Genomic DNA, 14,487 nt, shown 5'->3' on the forward strand with positions numbered 1-14,487 from the left:
TGCGGCGGCACCGACGACGCGGGCGATCCACCGGTGCGACGCCACCCTCGAACGGTGGAGCGACGAGCCCCCGCACCCCGCGACGCGCGTCCCACGGCGGACCGCTCGCGAGCCATGACGATCCGACCACTCAGGCGCGAGCGCGCCGCCGTCGGGGCGGTGCCGCGTCCACGGGCCGTTCGGCGACGACATCGGCTCCCTCGACGTCACCCGTGACACCCAGGTCGGCCGCACGCCGCCCGGCGACGAACACGTAGGCGAGGAACGCGGCCTCGACGACGAGTCCGATGCCGATGCGCACCGGCGTGGGCCACCCCGACGGCGTGACGAGCGCCTCGACGACCGCGGCGGTCGCGAAGAGGGCGACGAGCCCCATCGCGATCCCGACGACCCGACGCCCCTCCGCCCCGAGCGACGAGAGACGCGACCGCGGGCCCGGATCCACCCACGACCAGAACAGGCGCAGCCCCGCCGCCGCGGCGACGAAGAGGCCCGTGAGTTCGAGGAACCCGTGCGGAAGGATGTAGGCGAAGAACTGCCCCACCTGCCCGTACCGCCCGTGGAGCGCACCCGCAGCGGCGAGACCGGCGAGGTTGCCGTGGAGCACCGCCGCCACCGGCAGGCCGAGGATGCCGAGCACGACGAGCTGGGCGCTCAGCCACGCGTTGTTCGTGAACACCTGGAGGAGGAAGCTCGCCGGGTGGTATCGGCTGTAGTACTCGACGAACGAGTGGTCGACGTAGCGGCGCGCGGACTCCTCGGCCCCGGCCGCGACGAGGGCGTCGGGGTGCGCGGCGAACCACCACCACATGCCCGCGGTGTAGAGCACCGACAGGACCATCACCGTGAGCCACCACCACCGCAGGCGGTAGAGGGAGGCGGGGAAGCTGCGCGTGAAGAACCGGGCGAGCGCCACGTGTGCGGGAGTGCGACGCCCACCGGTGAAGGCCCGCGCACGAGCGCGGGCGACGAGCCACGAGAGGTACGGGACGAGGTACGGATCGGGCGGCGACGTCGAGTGGAGAACCGACAGGTGCGTCGCCGTGCGCTGGTAGAGGTCGACGAACTCGTCGACCTCTACCGTCGTCGTCGGCGACCGGTCGCACAGCTCCTCGAGCCTGTCCCACGTGGCGCGATGCACCTCGGCGAACGCATCGACATCCATACCCCTCACTGTAGGGCCGCCCACCCGCGTGGGTCCTCATGCGCGGGCGGGCCCCCTACGCTGGGGTCATGAGAACGGGGACGCGCCGGGACGACATGATCACAGGCGAGGGCGTCGTCGTCGCCGTGCCCGTCGCCGGCCCCGCGATCCGGCTTCTCTCGGGGTTGATCGACGCGGCCGTGACGCTCGTCGTCGCGCTCCTCCTCGCCTGGTTCACGTCCTGGATCCTCAGCCTGCTCGACGTCCACCTCGACGACGCGCTCGCCGCCGCGTGGGGCACGGCCCTCGGCGTCCTCGTCCTGCTCGGGGTGCCCGTCGTCGGCGAGACGCTCGGCCGCGGCCGCACCCCCGGAAAGCTCGTCACCGGTCTCCGCACCGTCCGTGACGACGGAGCTCCCGTCGACCTCCGCCGCACACTCACCCGTCACCTCGTCGGCGTCGTCGAGGTGTGGGGACTCATGGGCTCGGCCGCGGTGATCTCGCTGCTCCTCACCCGCCCCACCCGTCGCCTCGGCGACATGGCGGCGGGCACGTACGTCGCCCGCGACCGGGTGCGTCTCGCCCTGCCCGCGGCGGCCGAGATGCCGCCCACCCTCGCCGACTGGGCTGCGCGGGCCGACATCCACGTCCCCGACGACCTCGCGATGCTCGTCCGGGTGTCCCTCGTCCAGCGGGCCCAGTTCTCCGCGACGACCGCCGACCGCACCGCTCACGACCTCGCCGGGCGGCTCCTGCCCTGCGTCCGACCGGCGCCGCCCGAGGACACCCCGCCCGCGGCCGTCGTCGACGCGATCATGGCCGAACGCCGCCGCCGGGAGACCGCCCGGCTCCTCCGGCGGCAGCAACGCCGCGACCGCCTCTTCCCCCGCTGACACCCGGTTGACGCGCGGACGCCGCCGACCGCGCCGCCGCGCACCCTTCTCAGAAGGACGGAGCCGTCGACATGCGCGTGGCCAGGGCGGTGAACGGCGCCGACGCGTACAGCCGGGCGCCGATGCCGATCGCCCGCTCGTCGACGACGAGATCACCCCGGTGCAGGTCGTGCGTGGGCCCGCCGGGCGTGCGAGTGCCGAGACGTGCGAGGGCGCCCTCCCGGTTCATCACGAGCCAGGCGAAGTCCTCACCGCCGAGGGACTGTTCCGCCGGGCCCACCGCCGACGCCCCGAGGAACCCCGTCGTCGCGAGCGACAACGCGTCGAATCCCCACTGCGTGTTGACGACGGGCGGCACGCCGGGGACGTGACGCAGCTCCGCCTCCACGCCGTACGGCGCGACGACCGCATCGACGAGCTGCTCGAGGAGCGGCCCGACCCCCTGCCAGGCGCTCGCGTCGAGCATGCGGAGGGTGCCGGTGACCTCGCCGGAATCGGGGATGACGTTGGGGACGCCGCCCGCATGGACGCCGCCCCACACGAGCAGGGCCCCCGTGCGGGGATCCATCCGCCGCGACATCGCCCCCGGCAGGTCCGTCATGACCTTGCCCAGGGCGAACGTGAGGTCCTCGGTGAGAAACGGCCGCGAGGTGTGACCGCCGTGACCGGAGAGGCGCACGGTCACCTGGTCCGCCGCGGCCGTGATCGGCCCGACCCGTAGCCCGATCTCGCCGACGTCCCGACGCGGGTCGCAGTGCACGGCGAAGACGATCTCGAGCGCGTCGACGAGACCCTTGTCGAGGACGACCTTCGCGCCGCCCGGCATCGACTCCTCCGCCGGCTGGAAGATCACCCGGACGCCGATACCCGCGTCACGGAGCGCATCCTCGTGCGCGACGAGCGCGAGCGTCGCACCGAGCAGCGCGGTCGTGTGGACGTCGTGCCCGCAGGCGTGTGCCGTGCCCTTGCGGCGGGAGGCGAACTCGAGACCCGTGTGCTCCGTGAGCGGCAGCGCGTCCATGTCGGCACGCAACCCCACCCGCACGATCGGGTCGGTCGCGCCGAGGTCGGCGTAGACGCCCGTCTGGTCGATCTTCTCCAGGCGCAGCCCCGCCGCCGTGAGCCGGTCGGCGACGACGCGGGTGGTGCGCACCTCCTGCCACGACGGCTCGGGGTTGCGGTGCAGGTCACGCCGGAACTCGACGAGCTCCGGTTCGAGGTCGGCCACCGCGGCGGAGAGGGAGTCGATCACTGTTCGAGGGTCCACAATCACGCGAGTCTAGGCCCGCGCGGCCGCCGGTGCGGCCGAACCTCACGCGGTGGTCACCACGTCACGGCCGCGTCGTACCCACCCGGGGTCGTGTCGGTGGAGAAACCGCGGCATCACCGGCCACCGCACGCGACCGCGTCACATGTCCCCCGGGCACGCCGACGGGGCGGCGGCACCCGGAGGTGCCACCGCCCCGTCGAACGGGCGTCGGCTCTACTCAGAAGGCGTCGACCGGGGTGTACATGCCCCACACGTCGCGCAGCGCGTTGCTGACCTCGCCACCGGTGGCGTTGGCCGCGAGCGCCTCCTTCATCGGGTAGAGGAGGTTGTCCTTGCCCTCCGCCGCACGCTTGACCTCGCCGAGGGCCTGCTCGACCTTGGCGTTGTCACGCGTCGAACGGAGCTTCTCGAGGCGCTCGTGCTGCTCCGCCTCGATCGCCGGGTCGACCTTGAGGGGGACATACTTCTCGTCCTCCTCGATCTGGTACTTGTTCAGGCCGACGACGATGCGCTCGCCGGAGTCGATCTTGAGCTGCTGCTCGTACGCGGAGCGCTCGATCTCCTGCTTCTGGAAGCCCTGCTCGATCGCCGCGGCGGCGCCACCCTTGTCGTCGACCGCCTGGATGAGCTCCATGATCTTGTCCTCGAGGTCGTTCGTGAGCGACTCGACGACGTAGCTGCCCGCGAACGGGTCGACGGTCTTGCAGACGTCGGTCTCGTACGCGATGACCTGCTGCGTGCGCAGCGCGAGGCGGGCGGCCTTCTGGGTCGGGAGCGCGATGGCCTCGTCGAAGGAGTTCGTGTGCAGCGACTGCGTGCCGCCGAGCACGGCCGCGAGGCCCTGCAGGGAGACGCGGACGAGGTTGACCTCGGGCTGCTGCGCCGTGAGCTGCACACCGGCCGTCTGCGTGTGGAAGCGCAGCATCTGCGACTTCGGCTTCTGCGCGCCGAACTCCTCCTTCATGATGCGCGCCCAGATGCGGCGTGCCGCACGGAACTTCGCGACCTCCTCCAGCAGCGTGGTGCGGGCGACGAAGAAGAAGGACAGACGCGGCGCGAACGTGTCGACGTCGAGCCCGGCGGCATGCGCGGCCTTGACGTACTCCTTGGCGTTCGCCAGCGTGAAGGCGACCTCCTGCGCGGGCGTCGCGCCGGCCTCGGCCATGTGGTAGCCGGAGATGGAGATCGTGTTCCAGCGCGGCATCTCCTTGGAGCAGTAGGCGAAGATGTCGCTGATGAGCCGCAGGGACTCCTGCGGCGGGTAGATGTAGGTGCCGCGGGCGATGTACTCCTTGAGCACGTCGTTCTGGATCGTGCCCGCGAGCTGCTTGGAGTCGACGCCCTGCTCGGCGGCGACGAGCTGGTACATGAGCAGCAGCGTCGAGGCCGGGGCGTTGATCGTCATCGAGGTGGAGATGTCGCCGAGCGGGAGGCCGTCGAAGAGGACCCTCATGTCGTCGACCGAGTCGATGGCCACACCGACCTTGCCGACCTCACCGGAGGCGAGGGGGGCGTCCGAGTCGTAACCCATCTGCGTCGGAAGGTCGAAGGCGACGGACAGACCGCCGGTGCCGGCGGCGACGAGCTGCTTGTAGCGCTCGTTCGACTCCGTGGCAGTGCCGAACCCCGCGTACTGCCGCATCGTCCACGGACGTCCGGTGTACATGGTGGGGTAGACGCCGCGCGTGTACGGATAGCTGCCGGGCTCCCCGAGCCGCGCCTGGGCATCGAAGCCCTGCAGGTCGGCGGCGGAGTAGACCGAACGCATCTCCAGGTCGGACTCAGTACGTGCCGTGGATTCACCCATGCATCCCAGGGTAGACGCGAAAGGGCACCGGGCGGGAGGTGAAGGGGGTGCGAGGACCTAGGTCCCCGCACACCCGAGGCTCACGTGAGGTCGGTGCGGCCGGACGCCTTGAGGGTGTCGACGACGCCCTTGACGTGCTGTGCTCTGCCCCTCGTGGTGACGAGGAGGGCGTCGGGGGTGTCGACGACGACGACGTCGTCCATGCCGATGACGGAGACGAGACGGCCCGTGCGGGACGCGACGATGCCCGTGGAGTCGACGGAGACGACGTCGGCGGTGCCCACCGTGTGCAGCGCGGTGTCGCCCGTACCGGCGTCGCTCGTCGAGCCGCCGTCCGCGCGCGCGTCGTCGACGGCGGAAGCGGTCGCGAGCAGCCCGGCGAGGGAGTGGAAGTCGCCGATGTCGTCCCACGGCACGTCGCACCGGACGACGGCGACCCGTCCGGCCGCGGCGGCGGGCTCGGCGACGGCGTGGTCGATGGCGATGCGCTCGAGGGAGTCCCATTCCTCGTCGAGGCGGGAGGGGTCGGCGGCGATGCGACGCAGACCGGCCGTGAGCTCCGGGTGCCAGGTGGCGAGGAGGTCGAGCAGCACCTTCGCCTTGACGACGAACATCCCGGCGTTCCAGCGGTACTCGCCCGTGGCCAGGTACTTCTCGGCAGTGGGGAGGTCGGGCTTCTCGACGAACTCGACGACGGCGTGGGCGTCGGGCGCCCCCTCGACGCCCAGGGCATCGCCCTCGCGGATGTAGCCGAATCCCGTGGCGGGATAAGTGGGTTCGATGCCGAGCGTGACGACGTAACCCTCGCGGGCCACGGCGACCGCCTGCTCGACGAGCTCGCGGAACCGTGCCTCCTCGCCGATGACGTGGTCGGCAGCGAACGACCCGATGATCGCGTCGGGATCCTGCTGTTCGACGACGGCCGCGGCCCAGCCGATCGCCGCCATCGAGTCACGCGGCGACGGCTCGGCGAGGAGGCGCCCACGCGCCACCTGCGGCACCTGCTCGGCGACGGCCTCGACGTGCCGACGGCCGGTGACGACGAGGAGGTGGTCACCGGCGAGCGGCTCGAGCCGGTCGACCGTCGATTGGATGAGAGTGCGGCCCGTCCCCATCAGGTCGTGCAAGAACTTGGGTGCGCCCGACCGCGACAGCGGCCACAGGCGCGTCCCCGCTCCCCCTGCGGGAATGACGCACCAGAAATCGTCCTGGGTGTTGGTCATGCCGTCACGGTAGACGACAGTTGGACGGTCGCTCGACTCACCCGAGATACCACGGCCCGGTGCGCCAGTGCGGAACAGGTGAGGACGTCACCGCCGCACCGGGATCCACCCTGGGTGAACCGCGGACGGACGAGGGGCGAGCCCCGGGTGTCGGAGGTCCCGAACAGGTCGTCCGCCCGTCACCGCGGCCACGTGTCGGGGTCGTCGTCCCGACACCGCCGCGGACGACGCTGACGACGTGCGCATCGCCATCGTGACGGAGTCCTTCCTGCCCTCGCTCAACGGCGTGACGACGAGCGTCTGCCGGGTGCTCGACTGCCTGCGTCGCCGTGGCCACGAGGCCGTCGTCGTCGCCCCCTCACCGGCCCCACGGGAGTACCACGGGTTCCCCGTGCACGGGGTGGCGAGCGTCCCGGTGCGTCAGTTCCAGGTCGGCCTCCCGACGCGGGAGATCGAGGCCACCCTCGCCGACTTCGCCCCCGACGTCGTCCACGTGGCCTCCCCCTTCTTCCTCGGGGCTCGGGGGTTGCTCGCTGCGCGGGCCCTCGACATCCCCGCCGTCGCGCTCTACCAGACCGACATGGCCTCGTACGTTCTCCAGCACGGCGGCGCCGCAGGACGCCCCGCCGCCCGCGCCACGTGGCGCTACCTCCGCTGGGTCCACTCCCTCGCCGACCTCACCCTCGCGCCCTCCTCCGCCGCCCTCGACGACCTGCACCGCAACGGCATCGGCGACACCGGCCTGTGGGGACGCGGGGTCGACACGGCACTCTTCCACCCCGGGTGGCGTGACGACGCGGGGTGCCGGGCCCTCCGCCGATCGCTCGCCCCGCGTGGCGAGACCGTCGTCGGCTACGTCGGTCGCCTCGCGCCCGAGAAGGAGGTCGAACGGCTGCGCGCCCTCCTCGATCTGCCCGGCGTCAAGGTCGCGATCACGGGGGACGGGCCGTCGCGACCGTCGCTCCAGGCCCTCCTACCCGGGGCGACCTTCCTCGGTCGCCGCGAGGGCGACGACCTCGCGCGGGCCTACGCCGCGTGCGACGTGTTCGTCCACACCGGCACGCACGAGACCTTCGGGCAGACGCTCCAGGAGGCCGCGGCGACGGGCCTGCCGGTCGTCGCCCCTCGACGGGGCGGGCCCGTCGACCTCGTCGACCACGGCCGCACCGGCCTCCTCTTCGACCCCGACGACGCCGACGACCTCCGCCGTCACGTCGAGACGCTCACCGTCGCCGACGACGCGTGGCAACGCCGCGCCGTCATGGGCGAGGCCGCCCTCACGCACGTCGCCGGACGCTCCTGGCTGCGGCTCGTGGACGACCTCATCGGGCACTACGCCGCCCTCGCACGCGTGCCCGTCGCCTGAGCTCACTCACCCCGGTCTCTCCCCGAGGGCCCGTCGTATTTCTCCCTGAGCCGGTGACCTGCACGAATGCGTTACTCTCGGAACGGGGCACACGTCGTCGTCATCGGGGAGAGCCAGTGGAACCACGCCGCGTCGCCTGCACGACGCTCGTCCTCGCCGCCGTCTGCACCCAGGCGACGGCCGCCGAGGCCGTCCCCACGCCGACCCCCACTCCCCCCGCGACGAGCGCCACGACGCCCGCCACGACGCCCACCGCCACCCCACCCACCCCGTCGCCGACATCGACGATCGGTGGCGCCGGGCTCCTTCGCCCGGGCGTGCTCCACAGCCTCCCCGCGGGGGTGGCGAAGCCGCCGGAGCTGCAGGCGGGTGCCTATCTCGTCGCCGACCTCGACGACAGTCGGGTCGTCCTCGCGAAGAACGCCCACGTGCAGTCACGGCCGGCGTCCACCCTCAAGACGCTCACCGCCCTCACCGTCGCTCCCAAGCTCGCGCCGACGCAGATCGTCCTCGGCACACCGGAGGACACGGCGAAGGACGGCACCAAGGTCGGCATCCTCCCCGGTGAGGAATACACGGTGAAGCAGCTCCTCGAGGGGCTGCTCCTCACCTCCGGCAACGACGCGGCGGAGGCACTCGCCCGCGCCAACGGCGGAGTCCCCACGACCGCCCGGGAGATGACGGAACGGGCCCACGCGCTGGGCGCACTCGACACCTACGCCAAGAATCCCAGCGGGCTCGACGCCACCGGGCAGCTCACCTCCGCCTACGACCTCGCGCTCCTCGGCCGGGCCGCCGTGAACGACCCGATCGTCGCGCCCTACCTCACGACCAAGACCGCGACGTTCCCCGGCGCGCGCACCAAGGGCAAGGGCAGCAAGCGCGCGACGTTCCAGATCGGGAGCCACAACCGGCTCCTGTGGAACTACGACGGGATGATCGGCGTCAAGAACGGTTTCACCAAGGCTGCGGGACAGACGTACATCGGCGCAGCCCGGCGCGGCGACCAGGCCTACGTCGTCACCTACCTCGCGGGCACCGGCGTCGACTGGCGCGACACCGCAGCCGTGCTGGACTGGGCGTTCGCGAACGGCCGCAAGGCCCGACCCGTCGGTCAGCTCGTCGACGCGGCCTCCTTCGACGCCTTCCGCACGGCGCCTTCCTCACCCGTCGAGAGCGCCGCCACCAAGGGACCCGAGGCTCCGGCCAGCACGGTGGGCGCGATGGACCTCTCCCCGGGGAGCGGGCGAGGCCGACTCGCGCTCCTCGGCGCGGGCGCCGCCGCCCTCGTCATCGGCGGGGCGCTCGCCTCCCTGCGCGTGCGGCGGATGCGACGCCGCGGTCGGCGCGGCTGAGCAGCCCGTCCCCCGACATCCCGGCGACGCTCACCGGGTCGGCGGTCGTGCGTCGTGGCGTCAGCTGCCGAGGGCGAAGGTCCCGACGATCTCCCACGGCGCCTCGACGGGGTGGGCGTAGAGCACGAATCCGCCGACGGTGAACCGTTCATCCACGTCGGCCATCTCCGAGCGCGCCCGGTCGAGACCTGCCTGCGGCACGTCATGAGCGAGGGTCACGTGAGGGTGGTAGGGGTAGCGCAGGTCGACGGCGAGAGGACCGCGGCGCACCGCATCCTGCACGTCGTCGAGCTCCTCCGCACCGCCGACGACGGCGAGGTACACGACGTCGGTGACCGGCTGGAACGTGCGTGTGCCCTGCAGATGCACCTCGAACGGACGCCCGAGCGCGGCAACCGTCGACAGGTGTTCGACGATCGCCGGCAGAGCCGCCGCATCGATCTCCGTGGGCGGGACGACCGTGACGTGCGGCGGGATCGGCCCGCCACGCGGGTCGCCGATCGCGGTGCGCAGCGCACGGACCCGGCCAGAGAGCGGCTCTGGCACGGGCACGAGCACCCCGATCTCGACACGCGGACCGCTGCCGGGCAGATCCTCACCGTCCGGCGCCGTCTCCCCCCGACTCATCTCGCCGACCTCAGCGGCGCGCCAGCAGACCGACCCGGTCGTACACGCGGGCCAGCGTGGCTGCGGCGATCGGACGCACCCGCTCGGCGCCCTCGGCGAGGATCCGGTCGAGCTCGGCCGGATCCGAGAGGAGCTCCGTGGCCCGCTCGCGGATCGGGCCGACGACACCGACGACGACCTCGGCGAGGTCCTTCTTGAGGTCGCCGTAGCCCTTGCCGTCGTAGTCGGACTCGAGCTGCTCGATCGAGCGTCCGTCGAGGGCACTGTAGATCGACAGGAGGTTGGAGACGCCCGGCTTCTCGGCCTCGTCGAAGCGGATCTCGCGGCCCGTGTCGGTGACCGCGGAACGGACCCGCTTGGCCGTGACCTTGGGGTCGGCGAGGAGGTCGATCGTGCCCGTCGGGGACGTCTTGCTCATCTTCGCCGTCGGGTTCTGCAGGTCCTGGATCTTCGCCGTGGCCTCGAGGATGTGCGGCTCGGGGACGACGAACGTCTCGCCGTACCGGCCGTTGAACCGCTGTGCGAGGTTGCGGGAGAGCTCGAGGTGCTGACGCTGGTCCTCGCCGACCGGCACCTTGGCCGCGTCGTAGAGGAGGATGTCGGCCGCCATGAGGATCGGGTACGTGAACAGGCCGACGTTCGTGCCCTCGGAGCCGCGCTTGGCCGACTTGTCCTTGAACTGCGTCATGCGGCTCGCCTCACCGAATCCCGTGAGGCAGGAGAGGATCCACGTGAGCTCGGCATGCTCGGGCACGTGGCTCTGGACGAAGACGGCGGACTTCGCGGGGTCGACGCCGGCGGCGAGGTACTGCGCGGCCGTCGCGCGGGTGCGCTGCCGCAAGACGTCAGGATCGACGTCGACGGTGAGGGCGTGCAGGTCGACGACGCTGTAGATCGCGTTGAACGACTCCTGCATCTGCACCCAGTTGACCAACGCTCCCAGGTAGTTGCCGATGTGGAGCGAGTCCTGGGTGGGCTGCATGCCGGAGAAGAGGCGCGGACGCGCCGTCGTGGGAGTGCTGGTCATGCCTGCCATTGTGTCAGCCGTGGGTGTGCACGACGTCACCGGTGCGTGGCCGGTGGATCGTCCTCCTCCGAGGCGTCGAGGACGAGGTCGGCGCCCCCGGCATCCTGGGCGGCGACGGTGATCCGGACTGCCCCGGAGTGGGAGACGAACGTCACGCCCGGCGGGAGGCTCCGGTCGTAACGACGCCCGCCCGGGGTCGCGTCGAGTTCGACACTCGCACCGTCCGCCGTCTCGCGGAGGACGCGGACACCGGGAGAGGGACGCCACGATCCGGCGACGATCCGCGCGTCCCGCCCCGCCGGAGTGCGGTACTCGACGAGGTACGCCGGCTCGTCCGGCACGAGGACGCGCAGGACGCGGACGCCGGTCCCCCGCGCCGACATCGGCACGAGACGTACCCTCACCGCCGTCGCGCGGGACGCCCCCGTCGCCGACACCGTCCGGATCGCACCGGGCTCCGCCCCCACCCGCACGAGACCCGCAGCGCCGAGCTGGCCGCCGCCGAACCCCTCACCGGAGTAGCCCATCACCTCGAAGAGGTCGTCGTACTCGTCCACGCGGCAGCCGCGCCAGGTGCGCCCCGTCCACTCCCCCTCGGAGCGGGAACCGCAGTCGAGGGCGCCTGCGTGCCCGAGACCCAGGTTGTGCCCGAGCTCGTGGGCGAGGAGATGCGGCGTGAGCGCCGTGAGGACGACGGCCCCACCGGGCCCTCCCGCCCCCTGCGTGTCGCCCGCGTCGACCGCATCACCCGCGTCGACCGCATCACCCGCGTCGGCCGCGTCGAGCGATCCGAACCCGTAGGGGCATCCGGGGTCCTCCGTGGCGACCGCACCGGGGGAGGACGACGACGAGATGGCCGCCGGACACGTCGGGGGCGACCCGGCGGGCCTCCCGCCACAGCCCGGCGACGTCGCGGCACGTGCGCCGCGTGTCCGTCCACGACGACACCGAGACGAGCCGGAACGCGATGTGCCCTTGCGTGTCCTCCGCCCAGAACCGGGAGGCCCCGTCGACGGCAGCCCGGACGGCGTCCTCCGTCATCGACGGGTCGGGTGACGATCCCGGCGGGGTCATCCGCACGACGGCGACGGGCCGGGGAACACCCGCGCGGGACTCGCCGGGCGGCGACGTGCTCGCGGCGGCCCCCCGCACGGGGGCGGCCGGGCCGAACACCGCGGCGGCACCGAGGCCCGGCGTCGACGCCTGCCCGGCCCCGAGGACGATCGTCGCGGCGGCGAGCATCACCACCGACACGGCCGACATCACCGACCTCATCCGGTCACCCGCCGACGGGCCGCGGTGCCCCCTCCGGACGGCGCGGGTCGAACCACGCACGGGGAGGGAGGGGCGGGACACGGCACTCCACGGGGAGGACACGGGGCGACGTCACGTCGCCCGCAACGACGACGGGCCCCTCCCTATCGGCCGAAACCCCACCTGCCGTAAGCGATTCACCTCGTCGACGACGAAACCCGGCCCGCCGGTACGAGACCGACGGGCCGGGCGTGGAGCAGGACGGGCCGCGAAGGACCGCGCAGGAGGGATCAGCGCATGGCGTCGATGATGCCGTTGAGCGTGGCGCTCGGACGCATCGCCGCGGCCGCCTTCTCCTCGTCGGGACGGTAGTAACCGTCGAGGTCCACCGGCTTGCCCTGCGCGGCGATGAGCTCGTCGTTGATCTTCTGCTCGTTCTCCGTAAGCTGGGCCGCCACCGGCTCGAAACGCTTCTTGAGGTCGGCGTCGTCGTCCTGCGCGGCGAGCGCCTGCGCCCAGTAGAGCGCGAGGTAGTAGTGGCTGCCGCGGTTGTCGATCTGGCCGAGTTTGCGGGCCGGCGACTTGTTGTCGTCGAGGAACCGGCCGATGGCCGAGTCGAGCGTCTCGCCGAGGACCTTGGCCTTCGCGTTGTCCGTGGTCTGGGCGATGTGCTCGAAGCACGCACCGAGGGCGGAGAACTCACCGAGGGAGTCCCAGCGCAAGTAGTTCTCCTTGAGGAACTGCTGCACGTGCTTGGGGGCCGAGCCGCCCGCACCCGTCTCGAAGAGGCCGCCACCGTTGAGCAGCGGGACGACCGAGAGCATCTTGGCGCTCGTGCCCAGCTCGAGGATGGGGAACAGGTCGGTGAGGTAGTCGCGGAGCACGTTGCCCGTGACGGAGATCGAGTCCTCGCCGCGGCGGCACCGCTCGAGGCAGTACGTGATCGCGTCGACGGGCGACTTGATGACGTACTCGATCTCGTCGCCACCGGCCTCCGGCAGGTACGCCTTGACCTTCTCGATGACGTTGGCGTCGTGGGCGCGCAGCTCGTCGAGGAAGAACACCGCCGGCGCACCCGTCGCCTTCGCACGCGTGACGGCGAGCTCCACCCAGTTGCGCACCGGGATGTCGCGCACGCGGCTCATGCGCCAGATGTCGCCCTGGTGGACCTCGTGGTCGTAGAGCTTCGCGCCGTCCTGATCGGTGACCGTGACGGTGCCGTCGGCGTCCATGACGAACGTCGTCGGGTGGCTGCCGTACTCCTCGGCCTTCTGCGCCATGAGGCCGACGTTGGGCACCGAACCCATCGTCGCCGGGTCGAGCGCGCCGTTCTTCTTGCAATCCTCGAAGACGGCCTCGTACATCGGGCCGTAGCTACGGTCGGGCACCATCGCGAGGGTCTGCTGGAGGTTGCCGTCCGCGTTCCACATCTGGCCGGAGTCACGGATGACGACGGGCATCGAGGCGTCGATGATGACGTCGTTCGGCGCGTGGAGGTTGGTGATGCCCTTGTCGGAGTCGACCATCGCGAGGCGCGGACGCGACTCGTACTGCTTGGTGATCGCGTCCTCGATGCGGGCCTTCTTGTCGGCGTCGAGCTTCTCGATCTTGGAGTAGAGGTCGCCCAGGCCGAGGTTGGGGTTGACGCCCACGGCCTCGAGGTCGTCACCGAACTCGTCGAAGACGTCCGAGAAGAAGACCTTGACCCCGTGGCCGAACATGACCGGGTCGGAGACCTTCATCATCGTCGCCTTGAGGTGCAACGACAGGAGGAGGTCCTCGGACTTCGCGGCCTCGATCTGGTCGCGGTAGAAGCTCTGCAGGGCCGAGACGTCCATGACGGTGCCGTCGACGATCTCGCCCTCGAGGACTCCGAGACCGTCCTTGAGGACCTTCTCGGAGCCGTCCTCGCCGCGGAACGTGATCGTCAGGGTCGAGTCGGCGCGGGCGACGACGGACTTCTCGTTGCCGTAGAAGTCGCCACCCTCCATGCTCGCCACGCGGGCCTTGTTGTCGGAGGTCCACTCGCCGAGGCGGTGCGGGTTCTTCTTCGCGAACGCCTTGACCGAGAGCGGCGCACGGCGGTCGGAGTTGCCTTCGCGGAGCACCGGGTTGACGGCCGAGCCGAGGACCCTGGCGTAGCGTGCCTGGATCTCCTCCTCCTCGGGATTCGCCGGCTTCTCGGGGTAGTCGGGGATGTCGTACCCCTTCTCCTGCAGCTCCTTGATCGCGGCCTTGAGCTGCGGCACCGAGGCGCTGATGTTCGGCAGCTTGATGATCGCAGCGTCGGCGTGCTGGGTGAGCTCACCGAGCTCGGCGAGCTTGTCGGGGATGCGCTGGTCGTCACCGAGGCGGTCGGGGAACTGCGCGAGGATGCGTCCCGCGAGAGAGATGTCGCTCGTCTCCACGTCGATGCCCGTGCCGCGGGTGAAGGCCTCCACGATCGGCAGGAACGAGTACGAGGCGAGCGCGGGAGCCTCGTCGATCCGGGTCCAGATGATCTTCTGCTGTGCCACGGCTG

General features: G+C 71.5%; 12 protein-coding genes and 1 pseudogene. 3 read left to right on the forward strand and 10 right to left on the reverse strand.

Annotation, left to right across the window (positions count from 1 at the left end; all coding sequences use genetic code 11):
* Window positions 1-130 precede the first annotated feature (130 nt).
* Window positions 131-1,165: a stage II sporulation protein M gene (locus tag MOPEL_RS11660; RefSeq protein ID WP_009483115.1), complete on the reverse strand. Its 1,035-nt coding sequence runs from the start codon at window positions 1,163-1,165 to the stop codon at window positions 131-133.
* A 68-nt stretch (window positions 1,166-1,233) separates the two neighbouring features.
* Here MOPEL_RS11660 and MOPEL_RS11665 point away from each other — a divergent pair, with 68 nt between their 5' ends.
* Window positions 1,234-2,037 carry an RDD family protein gene (locus tag MOPEL_RS11665; RefSeq protein WP_169316315.1) on the forward strand — a complete coding sequence of 268 codons (804 nt, stop codon included), beginning with the start codon at window positions 1,234-1,236 and terminating at the stop codon, window positions 2,035-2,037.
* Window positions 2,038-2,086: 49 nt separating this feature from the next.
* On the opposite strand, the gene MOPEL_RS11670 is transcribed toward MOPEL_RS11665, so the two are convergent.
* The 3 genes from MOPEL_RS11670 to MOPEL_RS11680 all read right to left on the reverse strand — a co-directional run bounded on the left by MOPEL_RS11670 (window position 2,087) and on the right by MOPEL_RS11680 (window position 6,337).
* Window positions 2,087-3,289 carry an amidohydrolase gene (locus tag MOPEL_RS11670; protein ID WP_009483117.1) on the reverse strand — a complete coding sequence of 401 codons (1,203 nt, stop codon included), beginning with the start codon at window positions 3,287-3,289 and terminating at the stop codon, window positions 2,087-2,089.
* Window positions 3,290-3,524: 235 nt separating this feature from the next.
* Complete coding sequence (locus MOPEL_RS11675) at window positions 3,525-5,114, reverse strand: acyl-CoA mutase large subunit family protein (protein ID WP_009483118.1); 1,590 nt, start codon at window positions 5,112-5,114, stop codon at window positions 3,525-3,527.
* An 80-nt stretch (window positions 5,115-5,194) separates the two neighbouring features.
* A complete protein-coding gene (locus MOPEL_RS11680; RefSeq protein WP_009483119.1) occupies window positions 5,195-6,337 on the reverse strand; it encodes a mannose-1-phosphate guanylyltransferase in 1,143 nt (380 codons plus the stop codon).
* A gap of 238 nt (window positions 6,338-6,575) precedes the next feature.
* Between MOPEL_RS11680 and MOPEL_RS11685 the strand changes: the two genes are divergently transcribed.
* Both MOPEL_RS11685 and MOPEL_RS11690 read left to right on the forward strand, forming a co-directional pair.
* Window positions 6,576-7,703 carry a glycosyltransferase family 4 protein gene (locus MOPEL_RS11685; RefSeq protein WP_009483120.1) on the forward strand — a complete coding sequence of 376 codons (1,128 nt, stop codon included), beginning with the start codon at window positions 6,576-6,578 and terminating at the stop codon, window positions 7,701-7,703.
* Between the two features lie 116 nt (window positions 7,704-7,819).
* Window positions 7,820-9,058 (forward strand): D-alanyl-D-alanine carboxypeptidase family protein, encoded by a 1,239-nt coding sequence (locus MOPEL_RS11690; protein WP_009483121.1) that lies wholly within the window; start codon window positions 7,820-7,822, stop codon window positions 9,056-9,058.
* 60 nt (window positions 9,059-9,118) lie between these two features.
* Here the strand turns inward: MOPEL_RS11690 and MOPEL_RS11695 are convergent, their stop codons facing one another.
* The 6 genes and pseudogenes from MOPEL_RS11695 to MOPEL_RS11715 all read right to left on the reverse strand — a co-directional run bounded on the left by MOPEL_RS11695 (window position 9,119) and on the right by MOPEL_RS11715 (window position 14,482).
* Window positions 9,119-9,685, reverse strand: a complete 567-nt coding sequence (locus tag MOPEL_RS11695; RefSeq protein ID WP_009483122.1) for a 2'-5' RNA ligase family protein — start codon at window positions 9,683-9,685, stop codon at window positions 9,119-9,121.
* A 10-nt stretch (window positions 9,686-9,695) separates the two neighbouring features.
* Entirely contained in the window at window positions 9,696-10,721 is a 1,026-nt protein-coding gene (gene trpS / locus MOPEL_RS11700) for a tryptophan--tRNA ligase (protein WP_009483123.1), read from the reverse strand.
* A gap of 26 nt (window positions 10,722-10,747) precedes the next feature.
* Window positions 10,748-11,269 carry a hypothetical protein gene (locus tag MOPEL_RS18550; RefSeq protein WP_009483124.1) on the reverse strand — a complete coding sequence of 174 codons (522 nt, stop codon included), beginning with the start codon at window positions 11,267-11,269 and terminating at the stop codon, window positions 10,748-10,750.
* Window positions 11,270-11,341: 72 nt separating this feature from the next.
* Window positions 11,342-11,566, reverse strand: a pseudogene (locus tag MOPEL_RS19015) (hypothetical protein); the annotation flags it as partial.
* The gene (locus tag MOPEL_RS11710) at window positions 11,475-11,975 is read right to left on the reverse strand and encodes a hypothetical protein (protein WP_009483125.1); all 501 of its coding nucleotides are present in this window, start codon (window positions 11,973-11,975) and stop codon (window positions 11,475-11,477) included. The gene MOPEL_RS11710 and the pseudogene MOPEL_RS19015, both read right to left, overlap by 92 nt.
* A gap of 281 nt (window positions 11,976-12,256) precedes the next feature.
* The gene (locus tag MOPEL_RS11715) at window positions 12,257-14,482 is read right to left on the reverse strand and encodes an NADP-dependent isocitrate dehydrogenase (RefSeq protein WP_009483126.1); all 2,226 of its coding nucleotides are present in this window, start codon (window positions 14,480-14,482) and stop codon (window positions 12,257-12,259) included.
* Window positions 14,483-14,487 lie beyond the last annotated feature (5 nt).

This window comes from Mobilicoccus pelagius NBRC 104925 (genome assembly GCF_000247995.1).
Lineage (GTDB): Bacteria > Actinomycetota > Actinomycetes > Actinomycetales > Dermatophilaceae > Mobilicoccus > Mobilicoccus pelagius.